This is a genomic window from Erysipelothrix sp. strain 2 (EsS2-7-Brazil), assembly GCF_016617655.1.
Taxonomy (GTDB): Bacteria; Bacillota_I; Bacilli_A; order Erysipelotrichales; family Erysipelotrichaceae; genus Erysipelothrix; species Erysipelothrix piscisicarius.
Window position 1 is genome coordinate 1 of sequence record NZ_SCFT01000009.1, and the last position, 12267, is coordinate 12267.

Annotated in this window: 15 protein-coding genes and 1 pseudogene; 4 read left to right on the plus strand and 12 right to left on the minus strand. The window is 36.9% G+C overall.

The genetic code is table 11. The features are described from left to right. A pseudogene (locus EPJ90_RS05305) lies at positions 1–116 on the plus strand (IS30 family transposase); the annotation flags it as partial. A 21-nt stretch (positions 117–137) separates the two neighbouring features. Here EPJ90_RS05305 and EPJ90_RS05310 read toward each other — a convergent pair. The 6 genes from EPJ90_RS05310 to EPJ90_RS05335 all read right to left on the minus strand — a co-directional run bounded on the left by EPJ90_RS05310 (position 138) and on the right by EPJ90_RS05335 (position 5343). Then, positions 138–692, minus strand: a complete 555-nt coding sequence (locus EPJ90_RS05310) for a phosphatase PAP2 family protein (protein ID WP_161636924.1) — start codon at positions 690–692, stop codon at positions 138–140. Between the two features lie 73 nt (positions 693–765). Continuing rightward, a complete protein-coding gene (locus EPJ90_RS05315; RefSeq protein ID WP_161636923.1) occupies positions 766–1887 on the minus strand; it encodes a metal ABC transporter permease in 1122 nt (373 codons plus the stop codon). Then, a complete protein-coding gene (locus EPJ90_RS05320; RefSeq protein WP_161636922.1) occupies positions 1884–3017 on the minus strand; it encodes a metal ABC transporter permease in 1134 nt (377 codons plus the stop codon). The genes EPJ90_RS05315 and EPJ90_RS05320 overlap by 4 nt, the downstream gene beginning before the upstream one ends. Continuing rightward, positions 3014–3754 carry a metal ABC transporter ATP-binding protein gene (locus tag EPJ90_RS05325; protein WP_125163846.1) on the minus strand — a complete coding sequence of 247 codons (741 nt, stop codon included), beginning with the start codon at positions 3752–3754 and terminating at the stop codon, positions 3014–3016. Before EPJ90_RS05325 ends, EPJ90_RS05320 begins: the two co-directional genes overlap by 4 nt. Before the next feature lie 19 nt (positions 3755–3773). Then, on the minus strand, positions 3774–4688 hold the full coding sequence (locus EPJ90_RS05330) for a metal ABC transporter solute-binding protein, Zn/Mn family (RefSeq protein WP_161636921.1): 915 nt from the start codon (positions 4686–4688) through the stop codon (positions 3774–3776). 1 nt (position 4689) lies between these two features. Next, entirely contained in the window at positions 4690–5343 is a 654-nt protein-coding gene (locus EPJ90_RS05335) for a metal-dependent transcriptional regulator (RefSeq protein WP_125163848.1), read from the minus strand. A 147-nt stretch (positions 5344–5490) separates the two neighbouring features. Here EPJ90_RS05335 and EPJ90_RS05340 point away from each other — a divergent pair, with 147 nt between their 5' ends. Continuing rightward, positions 5491–6150, plus strand: a complete 660-nt coding sequence (locus EPJ90_RS05340; protein ID WP_161636920.1) for a metal-dependent hydrolase — start codon at positions 5491–5493, stop codon at positions 6148–6150. A gap of 98 nt (positions 6151–6248) precedes the next feature. Then, on the plus strand, positions 6249–6722 hold the full coding sequence (locus EPJ90_RS05345; protein ID WP_125163849.1) for a hypothetical protein: 474 nt from the start codon (positions 6249–6251) through the stop codon (positions 6720–6722). A gap of 29 nt (positions 6723–6751) precedes the next feature. Here the strand turns inward: EPJ90_RS05345 and pyrE are convergent, their stop codons facing one another. Genes pyrE through pyrR form a run of 3 tightly spaced genes read right to left on the minus strand, consistent with a single transcriptional unit; the run spans position 6752 to position 8586 of the window. Next, on the minus strand, positions 6752–7378 hold the full coding sequence (gene pyrE / locus EPJ90_RS05350) for an orotate phosphoribosyltransferase (protein ID WP_200542753.1): 627 nt from the start codon (positions 7376–7378) through the stop codon (positions 6752–6754). After that, entirely contained in the window at positions 7375–8064 is a 690-nt protein-coding gene (gene pyrF / locus EPJ90_RS05355; RefSeq protein ID WP_161636918.1) for an orotidine-5'-phosphate decarboxylase, read from the minus strand. Before pyrF ends, pyrE begins: the two co-directional genes overlap by 4 nt. 12 nt (positions 8065–8076) lie before the next feature. Further along, the gene (gene pyrR, locus EPJ90_RS05360) at positions 8077–8586 is read right to left on the minus strand and encodes a bifunctional pyr operon transcriptional regulator/uracil phosphoribosyltransferase PyrR (protein WP_161636917.1); all 510 of its coding nucleotides are present in this window, start codon (positions 8584–8586) and stop codon (positions 8077–8079) included. A gap of 535 nt (positions 8587–9121) precedes the next feature. Between pyrR and EPJ90_RS05365 the strand changes: the two genes are divergently transcribed. Then, on the plus strand, positions 9122–9772 hold the full coding sequence (locus tag EPJ90_RS05365) for a hypothetical protein (protein ID WP_237558288.1): 651 nt from the start codon (positions 9122–9124) through the stop codon (positions 9770–9772). Positions 9773–9802: 30 nt separating this feature from the next. On the opposite strand, the gene EPJ90_RS05370 is transcribed toward EPJ90_RS05365, so the two are convergent. From EPJ90_RS05370 to EPJ90_RS05380, 3 genes are all read right to left on the minus strand, one after another. Then, the gene (locus EPJ90_RS05370; protein ID WP_161636915.1) at positions 9803–10915 is read right to left on the minus strand and encodes a cation diffusion facilitator family transporter; all 1113 of its coding nucleotides are present in this window, start codon (positions 10913–10915) and stop codon (positions 9803–9805) included. Between the two features lie 17 nt (positions 10916–10932). Then, the gene (locus EPJ90_RS05375) at positions 10933–11772 is read right to left on the minus strand and encodes a VOC family protein (protein WP_161636914.1); all 840 of its coding nucleotides are present in this window, start codon (positions 11770–11772) and stop codon (positions 10933–10935) included. Positions 11773–11840: 68 nt separating this feature from the next. Continuing rightward, positions 11841–12260 (minus strand): Fur family transcriptional regulator, encoded by a 420-nt coding sequence (locus tag EPJ90_RS05380; protein ID WP_161636913.1) that lies wholly within the window; start codon positions 12258–12260, stop codon positions 11841–11843. Between the last annotated feature and the right edge of the window lie 7 nt (positions 12261–12267).

Consider the following 12267-nt stretch of genomic DNA (forward strand, 5'->3'; position numbering starts at 1 on the left):
AATATCTTGATGATATTTGCTTCAAAATTAACTCAATGCCGCGAAAAATATTTGACTTCAAAACGGCCTATGAGATAGACTTTAATAAAAGTAAAAGTGGTGCGGTTGAGATTTGATAAAAGAAAAAGAAATAGCGTTTAAGGAGCTATTTCTTTTTTTATACCTATTTTAATTAGAATTGAATTCATGATTTTAAAGAGTTCATCCTGATATTTCGTAACCTCATATGCGATTAGAATACCCAACAACGTCCCTACCAAAACATCCGATGGATAATGAACATAAGCATAAAGCCTTGAAAATGCCATGAGAATCGCTAAAGTGAGATAAATAGGCTTGTATTTAATATGATTAAAGTACAGAATCATTGCAACCGCAAATGAACTGGCTGCATGGCCTGAAGGAAATGACGATCCTCTCGGAACCGAGATGATTAAATCTACGGGATTAGCGTAAAAAGGTCGAGGACGCATGACTATTGGTTTAATAATGCCGCTAATTAAGACCACTTCTATCGCAAGCGCAATGAGCCCTAAAATTGCGATTTTACGTGTTTTTTTCATTATAAATAAGATTATTAAAATGATAAACCAAATCTCACCATGATCACCCAATGATGTAAAGAGCGCAAAAAAACGATCCAACATCGGTGTGCGCAAAGTCTGTATCCAGTTTAAGATTGATAGTTCCATATTTATCACCCTATTCATCATACCAAATCCGAATTATAAAGTGTGGATTCTGACATAAAAAAAACCGCTATTTCTAGCGGTCAAAGATTGTTTCAGCATGATTGATACTTACTTCACGGCCCAAGTCCGTTAATTTAATGATATCTCGATCAATCGTAACATACTTTTTCATTTCTAAACTTTCAATAATTTTTTGTATCTTTGTTTGAGACCAGTTGAGGTGTTCATAAATACTCCATACACCCGCTTCTTCTGCTTCTACTTCACTTTCTTCGTGATTAAACAGATGGAAGAGAACTGTAAGTTCAGCAAATTCGCTTTTTTGTTGGTGACGGCGAATTTTATTTGAAATTAAACCCTCTCGTGGCGAGAAGAGAAATACGATACCAAATGAGATTCCTGTCATCAGTGCCATACTTCCAGCTATTGAAACGTCAAAGTGACTTGCGAATTGATAACCCGTGATGGCATTAAAGATTGCGAACCCAGAACTAATAAGAATCAATTTAACTAAGTCATGTGTCAATAAGAATGCTGTGATTGGAGGTCCAATCATAAATGCGATAACAAGCACCGATCCAACGGCATTAAATGCACCGACAGCCGTTACTGAAATAAGCGTCATTAACGCATAATGTAGGAGTACAGGCGCAAAGCCCAGTGTTGCGGCAAGAAGTGGATCAAAACTTGTAAGTTTTAGTTCTTTAAAGAATATTAGTACAAAGAGTAAATCAACAACGAGTATAACCGACATCGTAACTAAACTCTTTGGCAACTCCATCCCAAGAACGAGCATTGTATCAAATGGCGCGAAAGCAATTTCACCTAATAATACTGCATCGGTATCTAAGTGTACCGAACCTGCATATCGCGTAATTAAGATAATTGCGATACTAAAGAGCAGTGGAAATACAACACCAATTGAGGATTCTTCTGAAAGAAGACGCGTACTTTGCAACATCTCAATGAGGTATACGGTGAGTACACCTGTAATGGATGCTCCTAAGATAAGGATTGGGGAGTTAAAATCATGTGTTATAAAGAATCCGATAACGATCCCCAATAAAATCGTATGCGTAATTGCATCACTCATCATCGCCATTTTTTTAAGAACTAAGAATACACCGAGTAATGAACAGGATAAAGCGACGACAACCGCAATCATCATGATTTGCATTGGAATTGATATTGTCATAACTGATCACCTCGATTTTGTTCGTATTCTAATTTCGCAACACGCGTTAACTTAAAGTACATTGAGTCATCAACCCGTTCGACCATATGTCGTTTCTTGAGATTGTTGAAGAGACGATCAAACGATTTTCCTTCACGATGATGATCAATAATACACGCTTCTTGTAATTGCTCTTTTGTAAACTGTGCATCAATATCAAGCAATTGATGTGTCAATAGATTAATAATTGCCATATCTGCTTCAAATGCTTGTTTTGCACCGTGTTGACGGAGACCTTTGTTAATAATTCCACGTCCAGGAGCAAATAGAAGACTTACAATTACAATACTGCTTGCAATCACGACAATCGCAGGACCTGTAGGAAATTTATTTATGAGAGAACTTACGATGGTTCCTCCAAGACCTGAAATTGCACCAAATACTGCAGCAAGAATTGTCATTCCTGTTAAGGATCGGGTCCATTGTCGAGCAGCAACTGCAGGTGCAATAATAAGTGCTGACATTAAGACAACCCCTACCATCTGTATTCCCATAATAATTGCAGCGACAATAAATCCAGATAATACAATATTAAGAAACTGTGTGGATAACCCAATTGAATGCGCATAAATCGGATCAAATGAGAACACCTTAATTTCTTTCCATAATAAGATCATAAGAACAACCACAACAAGGGTTACCCCTATTACAAAGTAAACATCTCTTTGTAGAATTGTGGCCGCTTGACCAAATAGAAATCGTTCCAAACCAGCTTGTTGTGAATCCGGCATTTTTTGAATATGAGTAAGAAGAATAAATCCTACCCCAAAGAATACCGACATCACAAGTGCCATTGCACTCTCGAAATTTATTCGAGTGTTGTTTGAGATTGAGTTAATAATTAACGTTGCAAGAAGACCTGCAATAAGGGCACCTAGAAGCAATATCTCTGTATTTTTAGTTCCGGTCATAATAAATGACACCGTAATCCCAGCTAATGCTGAGTGAGCAATACTGTCTCCAAGTAAACTTTGTTTTCGAAGTACCGCAAATGTTCCAGTAACTCCGGTAAGAATTCCTAACGCAATCGATCCAAGTGCAACGATTTGAAATGTATAGTTACTAAACAAATCGATAATTGCATTTATCATGATTTTACAATACCTCCTACATCTGTATGGTAGGTAAGTTTTAGGTTTTCTTGAGTAAAGGTATTTTGAACAGGACCCCACGCAACAAGTTTTACATTAACAAGTGCTATGTTATCAAAATAACCTTCAATGCTTGTTAGGTCGTGATGCACAACAATTACCGTTTTACCTGCTGCCGCAAGTTCTTTGAGCAATGTCATCAAGATTTCTTCTGTCTTAACATCTACCCCTTTTAAAGGCTCATCTAAGATATAAATCTCAGCTTGTTGTGTTAATGCACGAGCAAGGAAAACACGTTGTTGTTGTCCACCTGAGAGTTGACTAATTTGTCGATCCCGATAAGCACTCATTCCAACACGTTCGAGCATCTCATTTGCGATTTCACGGTCTTCTTTACGTGGGCGTTTAATCCATCCAATATGACCATAACGTCCCATCAAAACGATGTCTTCCACGGTAGCGGGAAAATCCCAGTCAACACTTCCGCTTTGAGGTACATAAGCGATATTCTTATATTCATCCTTTTGATGCTGTCCATTTATTGTTATTTTTCCAGAAATAGGTTTTAAAAGACCCATAATCGCCTTAATCATAGTCGATTTCCCTGCACCGTTAGGTCCAACAATTGCGGTCAATTTCCCCTTTTCAAATTTTACATCACAATCCCATAGAACAGGTTTAACGTCATAAGTGACCGTCAAATCTTCAACTTCGATTGCATATTCCTTCTCTGCCATATTCACACTCCCTTTTCTTTTATTTTAAGTTGTCTACAATTGTATCAACATTAATTTTATACGTCTCGATATAGCTCGCATCTTCTTTTAAGGAGTCCGAATAAATTTCTCCACCAATTGAAACATCAAAACCACGGTCTTTTACTGCTGCTTGTAACGATTCAATTGTTTTCTTAGGTACGCTTGATTCTGTATAAATTGCTTTAATTTTTCGATCAACAATCAAGTCTGAAACTTTATTGATATCTGCGATACCCGCTTCAGATTGTGTTGAAATCCCTTGGATTGCTTCCACATGAACACCAAAGTATCGACCAAAGTATGCGAACGCATCATGGGCTGTAACTAATACACGTTGTTGTTCTGGAATCTCAGCAATACGATTTTTAATGTAAGTATCCATATCTGATAATTCAGATACATATTGTGTTGCATTATTTTGGTAATAATCTTTGTTCTCTGCATCAAATGCTGATAATTTATCCGCTACATGTTGTGCACTTTTTTTCCAAAGATTTACGTCAAACCAAATGTGTGGGTCATGACCCCCTTGTTCTTCATCATTAATGATGTCACTTGGTACAAGTGCATCTTCAAGTTTAATAATGTTTTTACCAGATCCTTCAAGACCCGATAGAACATCATCCAATTTAGCTTCAAGATGAACACCATTAAAAGCTACAACGTCCGCTTCTTGGATTGCTTTAACATCACTTGGCTTTGCTTTATACAAGTGAGGGTCAACACCAGCAACCATCATTCCATTAACGGTTACCTTATCTCCACCAATAATTTCCACCAGGTCTTTAATCATTGTTGTTGTCGCAACAACATTAAGTTTCCCCTCTTTTTCAGTCGATGGTTTATCGGGTGCGGATTTACATCCTGTTAATACTAAGAGTGAAACAAGTAAAACTGCTAATATTTTTTTCATACTATTCCTCGCTATCTAATATTACGTAGATTTCTTGTGATGCCTTATGACTTACCGGAACATGACGATTGTCGATCAAGATATGGTGGGGTCCCTCATATGGATCAACTTCCACAACTTCAAACGTTGCACCTAAATTTAATTTCACATGTTCTAAATAATTTAAGAGTTCTTCGTGATCACGTACTTTCGCTAGCACACCACGTTGGCCTTTTTTTAATGAACTTAATGGGACTGACAGATTCGTATCTGCCGTCGCATTTCCATAAATCCGACTTCCGTGAGGACAGTGTTCTGGAAAACCTAGAAATTCATTTAACCGATCTGCAAGGAGTTCTGAAGTACCATGTTCAAGAACTTCCGCATCTTCGTGAACTTCAGTCCATGAATAACCAAGATGCTCTACAAGAAATACTTCCCAAAGACGATGCTTACGAACTAACGTTTTGGCTTCATTTGTTCCCTTTTCCGTTAAAGATAATCCAAGTTGTTTATCTTTAACGACATGATCTGATTCAATAAGCTTTCGAACCATCTCACTTGTTGAAGCAGGAGAAACGCCTAATCGTTCCGCAAGTTCTTTATTGGTTAGCTTTTCATTTTTTTCATTACATGAGTAAATTGTTTTAATATAATCTTCACGATTCGGTGTCATTGCATACCTCTTTCTAATAATTAGGCTAACCTAATTCATTAGTAGTATACACCTAACCTCTATGTTATGCAACCCATTATCCATCATTTTCCTTTCACACACCTTACACACAGTCCCGTGTTACACTAAGATAAAGGAGGTCTTTCTATGAAATATATTTGGCACGGGCATTCATGTTTTGAAATTATTTGTAACAACAATCGTATGATTATTGATCCATTTATTACAGGAAATCCTTTAAGCACGACCGATATCACTGAGATATCCGTGGATGCGATTCTCATAACGCACGCACATGAAGATCACGTGGGTGATGCAGCCCGAATCGCGAAACAAAATAACGTCCCGATTATTTGTATCGTAGAGCTTGCGAATTACTTCGAGGAAGAAGGGCTTGAAACCATTGGGATGAACTTGGGTGGAACGTATCGTCTTCCCTTTGCGTCCATAAAAATGACGCCTGCCCTCCATTCTTCATCTTATAAAGGAAAGGAACTAGGTGTCGCTGCTGGATTTGTCATCGATGATGGGACTTCTCGTTTCTATCATGCGGGAGATACCGCACTATTTAGTGATATGGAACTTATCGGTCCAGTTGACATCGCATGCCTTCCCATTGGAGATCACTTTACGATGGGTATTGAGGATGCAGCTCATGCTACCCACTTTATTTCATCCCAGTACTATATACCTATGCACTATAATACCTTCCCCCTCATTCAAGCGGATCCAGAATTGTTTAAACTAAAATGCTCCCCCAAAAAAGTTATGATCCCCAAAATAGGCGAAATATATCACGTAAACTGACATCTAAGCGTGGTTTTGTTGTATATAGAATGTTTTCGCCCTTTCAGTATTGTTTAGTAAACATAGAGGAGTATAATAAAAATAAAGGAGTGATAATTATGTTACAGGAAAGAATTAATCGTGTTATTAATAATCATCAAATGAGTTGCGAACACCGCAGTCATTACCTCTATATCTTAAAAGGATTTAATGTTGTCCTTGATCGATTTACGGTTCCCGTTGAGAATTTAGATATCAATCGTATTGAAGAACAAAAAAACTTCTACATTAAATATGAGGAAGCGATGACCCTAGGAGATGGCATCATCAAACGACTTAAAGATAATAACTATGATATTTGGATTGTTGAGTTTAACCTTTTTGAAGGGGCTTATCTTGCAAAACGGGTTCTTTCAGATTATCTTGAAGCAACACCACTTGATGATTTCTATCTCGTTCAATATCCTGATCTTTCATGGGTGGAAACGCATAAAACGATTGCGATTTTCAACACTGATAATCCCCTCAAGGGAATTTCTGACATGCCATTGGATAATGATGCCCGTCTTGATTTGTTTAAATCTATGAAATAAAAAACTTAGTATAAAATATACTAAGTTTTTTATTTAAATGAAGATGGATTTTCAGCCCAAGCTTGGAGTAATGATAGGTTTTCGTCCGTTATCGCTTCCATTTCCCGTGCTACTTGAATCAATGTTGAGTAATTGGACAAAGTATGTAACGTGATTTTTGCTTCATTGAAAGCCACTAGAGCTTTTTGGAGCTCATAAGTAAAGACCGCATAAACACAAAGAACTTCAATTCCTTCATCTTTCAATGCATCGCAAACCTTGATACAACTTCCCCCAGTTGAAATCAAGTCTTCGATAACGATAACTTTTGAACCTTTTGGAATCATCCCTTCAATTTGTTTCCCTTTCCCATGATCTTTCGGTTTAGGTCGAACATAAGCCATGGGTTTGTCCAATAAATCTGCGACCCAACATGCTTGTGGAATTCCAGCAGTTGCAGTTCCAACAATATAATCTACCTCTGGATACGTTTCACGAATTGCTTTTGCAAAGGCTTCCGCAATATATTTTCGAACATGAGGATAACTCATTGTGATTCGGTTATCACAATATATTGGACTCTTTATTCCACTAGCCCATGTATAAAGATTATCTGGACTTAAGGTTACAGCTTCTACTTCAAGAAGATATTGTGCTATTTTTTTAGATGTATTCATGATGCGACCTCCCATTCTGCAACAATCTGTTCATATGCTAAGACAGGATCTTCGGCTTGCGTAATGGGTCTTCCCACAACAATATAGCTTGAACCATTTGCACGCGCTTGAGCAGGCGTCGTTACCCTTTTTTGATCTCCTTTATCAGCAGCATTTGGTCTAATGCCCGGTGTAACGGTTAAAAAGTCATTTCCCAAAGTTTCACGAATCAGTTTGGATTCGAGTGGAGAACACACCACACCATCAAGGCCAGCACTGTGTGTTAGCTCAGCATAGTGCAGTACCGAATCGTTTAAAGATGCATGGACAAGTTGTTCTTGTTGCATTTGGAATTCCGATGTTGATGTTAATTGTGTTACCGCAATTAATACACCCTCATCACCAAACCCATGTCGTGCCGCCTCCATCATTTCAAGACCGCCCGCTGCATGAACATTCGTCATGTCAACACCCATTGTTTTTAAGCGACGCATGGTTCGCTCAACAGTATTGGGGATGTCGTGGAGTTTAAGATCTAAGAAAATTTTATGTCCTCTTTTTTTAATCTCATGAATAATAGAGGGACCACTTTGATAATACAGTTCCATTCCCACTTTCACAAAGAGGTTCTTACCCTCGAATAAATCTAAAAATGCTAATGCAGCGTCCGTTCCATCAAAATCTAATGCAATAATTACGTTTTCCATTATATTCTCCTTTTACGTAGTTTCAAGTACAACTCTATCAATTCCATCAGTCTCAACAGTTTGAACGTAAATACGCTCCTTAAGTGAACTTGGAATGTTTTTACCAATAAAGTCTGCACTAATAGGTAACTCGCGATGGCCTCGATCTATAAGTACAGCAAGGGAAATGGAAGCTGGACGCCCTAAATCAATAATCGCATCCATCGATGAGCGAACACTTCGTCCTGTAAATAAAACATCATCTACGATAACCACATGTTTTTGTGTTAATGCATCCGATCGCTTGAGTGCCTGCTTGGAACGGACATCATCGCGATAAGCATGGATGTTTAAACTTATGCATTCAACCGGTCCTTCAATGCTTTCAAGTTTCTTCTGGATTCGCGTTGCAATATCGATACCTCGTGTTTCAATACCTACGAGCACAACACTCTCAACACCATGGAAACGCTCTAAAATTTCAAACGCAATCCGATTCATAGCACGTTGAATTTCTTCTTGGTTCATAATCATTTTTGTCATCATTTCCCTCCAATCATAGAAAAGAGCCCCTTCTCGCGCACGAAAAGAGGCTCATCATTAGATGAAGTGGTAATTTCTCTTTCCTTGCTTGCCTCTCTGGACAATTTTAAAGGTTCCTATTTCTAACTAATCATATGCGTTTCTGATTTAACTGTCAACTCCTTAACATAATAACCATTCATATTTAACGTTGATGATAGAATAAATTAAAAGAGGTATTACAATGTTTGGAACATTATGAAAACATGAACACCTAACCAAGCATAAGTCTACAAGCACTTTCTGAAGGCATTTGCTCTATTTCATATATTTTTCCAAAATCGAATCAAACACTGTCATTCCCAGTATGATATTTTTTTTATATTTCTTTGATAGTTTAAGCATTGTAGTATTAAGAGATGCTCCCAAAATTAATGTGAAACAATTATATAATTATCAAATACATAAACTTACAACTTTGTAAGACCTGTGTAAGTAAATTCAATGGTTCAAAATCCAATTATTTCTTATGATAATTATAGAAGGAGTTGATCCAATGTTATCTGTTCTATTCTCGCAGGGCTCACCCATTGTTTTAGAATCCATTCATTCATTCTTAAATCTTGAGCCGCTTAGAATCCTCGCTTTACTTGTTAATCCCATGATTGCTGTGATGGTATATCGTTACTTTCTTGCTTCAAAAAACAAGCGCCTTTTACTTTACAAATTATGGGGTGGTAGTGTACTTTTGTTTATCCTCAATGCTTTCTTTAATGCCTTTGTACTTGCTCCTCAGTACCAGGTTAAGCGTAATTTGTGCTTGACGTTCTTTTTAATTTTCTTGTTGTTTTATCTCTACGAATACTTTATTACAGAAAAGTACCCGACTTTTCAATTAATCGGTTGGATTTGTCTTCCGATCACACTGCTTCTAAGCTTTAAATATCTTAATCAAGCGCTTATCCTTATTTCCTTTGCAAGTCTTCTCTATATTTTAAAAGATGCTCCGCGTCTTCAATTTTCAGGATGGATCGTCCTTACATTAATCTTTTCTCTATGGATCAATCCCTTCTATCTTCTAGCACTTCTTCTTTTCCCCTTTTCTCAAATCAAAAAGGATCATCTCATGAATCCTTTTATACCTTCTCTCATTCTTATTTATCATCTTTTATCATGGTCTTTTTCCGTCCTTGCCACGTATGCATAAAAAAACGTCTTGGTTTTGTTCCAAGACGTTTTAAATTAGCTGATCGGTATCCATGGTGATTTCTAACTCGTAAGGAATTCCTTCTTCTCTTAAATACTCTGTGATTTCATGTTTAATGCGATCGGGTTCATGCTTTAATGCATCACATAAAACAATTTCAAATCGTAGGACATTATTAATAATTCGTAAATCATGGAATGTACATCCCGCGCAAGAATCTCTTAGGTAATGTTTAATTACCTGTTGAATATTTAAAATTTCCGGACTATCCATATCCAATGGATCTAAATGAATCACAAGGTCGATATTGATTTCTTCTTTTATTTCACGTTCAATCGCATCAATAATATTATGCGCTTCAATCAGGGATAACGTTGCATTAACTTCTACATGGACAACACCATAAATATGATATTTACCATAATTATGAATCATTAAATCATGATAACCCTCGATATTTGAATTCCTACAAAGAATTTCTTTTACTTTTTGTAATGTATCCCCATCCGGTCTACTTCCTAAGAGTTCATTCATAAATTCACGAAGCATCATCACAGAAGAATAGATAATAAAAAGAGCAATAATAATCCCAAGGTAGGTATCAATTCGAACCTTAAAATAATATTGAACAATCAATGCCAACAAAATCGAGCCTGTTATATAGACATCATTTTGACTATCTTTAGCACTCGCAACCAATACATCAGAATCTACTTCTTTCGCTTTCTTTGAATAATATAAAGCCATCGCTATTTTCACGATGATTGAGGATACCAATACAAAAATCATGGCTTGACTCATCTGCATCGGTTGAGGATTGAGAAGATCTTTAACGGATGACTTGATAATGTCAACACCTAAATAAAGCATGATAATCGAAATCACAAATCCGCTAATGTATTCAAATCGCTCATGTCCATAAGGATGCTCCTTATCTGCTGGCTTTGCCGCAATTTTAAATCCAACAATCGTAATGATGGATGATAAGCTATCTGATAGATTATTAATTGCATCCGCAAGAATCGCAAAACTATGCGACAAAGTACCAACGATTAATTTTAAAGTAAAAAGAATCAAGTTACAGATTATCCCCACGATACCTGCCTTGATTCCAATCACATTTCTGTTTTCTAAGTTTTTCATACCCATATTATATCATATTAAATTTTCTCAAAGATAATGTTTATGTGAAATGGGTCCATGACTTTAAAATGATTCTCATCGAGATCTCTAATCGTTTCTCCGGCTTGAATCAGTTCATTTCGATATTCCGTAAAAGATGACGTTGAAATTGTAAAGGATTCCATACCTGTTTTATTATGAGGAAGGTCTCCAATATGAGGTCCTGCCCACTCATTAATCCCTATATGGTGATGATATTCATCACGAGAAACAAAGAGAGCCTTTTGCATTTCTGTTTTTAGATCAAACCCTAACTGATTAATATAGAACATCCGTGCTTTCTCGATATCGGCGACCTGAACATGAACGTGACCTAAAATTGTACCCAAAGGCATCCCATCCCATGCTTTTGGATCAGCAATCCGCATTAGTCGGTCTACGTCTACAGGTTCTGTCCCACCAACAATACTGCCATCATCATGAATAATCCATGATGATCGTGGTCGGTCGGCATAAACCTCGATACCATTTCCTTCAGGATCATTGAGATAAATGGCTTGAGAATAAAGATGATCCCCAAGTCCTGTAATCGATTGATTAACCGAAATGAGATGTTTTAAAAATGGACCTAAATGTGATTCATCCGGTAAGAGAAAGGCCATGTGATAAAGCCCACTATAGTTTTTGTTTGGTTTTTCATAACTTTCGGAAGCTTTAAGTGTGACAAGGGGCACATCATCAATACCCAAGATAACTGTATTTTGATTTTGACTTAATAAAGTAAGTCCTAATGTATTTTCGTAAAATGATTTCATCGCTTCAAGATCAAGAACTTTAAGAATGACATTTTTAATTGAAATATTTTTTAATGTTTTCATAGTTTCACCTCTATTAACATATTACTACACTATGTTATAAATGGAAGTATTATGCATAAAAAAAAGTGCTAGGCACTTTTTTGACATTTCGGACATAAACCATAGAGTTCTAATTGATGACGATCGATAATATAACCACTCTCGCGGGCTACCTTACCTTCATAATCTCCCAAAGGACATCCTTCAATAATCGTAATTGTTCCGCAATGCGTGCAAATAAGATGGTGTTTGTGAATATGACGTTTATAATCATAAACACTTTGAGAGGGCTCAAGCGGAACCGTCTTGGTTATGATATTTTTCTGTTCAAAGACATCCAACACGCGATAAATCGTTGATAAGTCCATATATTCTCCATCTGCATCCAAGGCTTCACGAATCTGATTAATCGTGATAGGCGTATCGCTATCCTTTAAGATCGTTAAAATTGCCTCGCGTTGGCGTGTTGATTTTATGCCATGATGATTTAATTCTGTTTTGATATCCATAATCAAG

Excerpts from the sequence above, each read along its gene's own strand:
- EPJ90_RS05310 (WP_161636924.1), bottom strand. The coding sequence starts at position 692 with ATGGAACTATCAATCTTAAACTGGATACAGACTTTGCGCACACCGATG.
- EPJ90_RS05315 (WP_161636923.1), bottom strand. The coding sequence starts at position 1,887 with ATGACAATATCAATTCCAATGCAAATCATGATGATTGCGGTTGTCGTC.
- EPJ90_RS05320 (WP_161636922.1), bottom strand. The coding sequence starts at position 3,017 with ATGATAAATGCAATTATCGATTTGTTTAGTAACTATACATTTCAAATC.
- EPJ90_RS05325 (WP_125163846.1), bottom strand. The coding sequence starts at position 3,754 with ATGGCAGAGAAGGAATATGCAATCGAAGTTGAAGATTTGACGGTCACT.
- EPJ90_RS05330 (WP_161636921.1), bottom strand. The coding sequence starts at position 4,688 with ATGAAAAAAATATTAGCAGTTTTACTTGTTTCACTCTTAGTATTAACA.
- EPJ90_RS05335 (WP_125163848.1), bottom strand. The coding sequence starts at position 5,343 with ATGACACCGAATCGTGAAGATTATATTAAAACAATTTACTCATGTAAT.
- EPJ90_RS05340 (WP_161636920.1), top strand. The coding sequence starts at position 5,491 with ATGAAATATATTTGGCACGGGCATTCATGTTTTGAAATTATTTGTAAC.
- EPJ90_RS05345 (WP_125163849.1), top strand. The coding sequence starts at position 6,249 with ATGTTACAGGAAAGAATTAATCGTGTTATTAATAATCATCAAATGAGT.
- pyrE (WP_200542753.1), bottom strand. The coding sequence starts at position 7,378 with ATGAATACATCTAAAAAAATAGCACAATATCTTCTTGAAGTAGAAGCT.
- pyrF (WP_161636918.1), bottom strand. The coding sequence starts at position 8,064 with ATGGAAAACGTAATTATTGCATTAGATTTTGATGGAACGGACGCTGCA.
- pyrR (WP_161636917.1), bottom strand. The coding sequence starts at position 8,586 with ATGACAAAAATGATTATGAACCAAGAAGAAATTCAACGTGCTATGAAT.
- EPJ90_RS05365 (WP_237558288.1), top strand. The coding sequence starts at position 9,122 with ATGTTATCTGTTCTATTCTCGCAGGGCTCACCCATTGTTTTAGAATCC.
- EPJ90_RS05370 (WP_161636915.1), bottom strand. The coding sequence starts at position 10,915 with ATGAAAAACTTAGAAAACAGAAATGTGATTGGAATCAAGGCAGGTATC.
- EPJ90_RS05375 (WP_161636914.1), bottom strand. The coding sequence starts at position 11,772 with ATGAAAACATTAAAAAATATTTCAATTAAAAATGTCATTCTTAAAGTT.
- EPJ90_RS05380 (WP_161636913.1), bottom strand. The coding sequence starts at position 12,260 with ATGGATATCAAAACAGAATTAAATCATCATGGCATAAAATCAACACGC.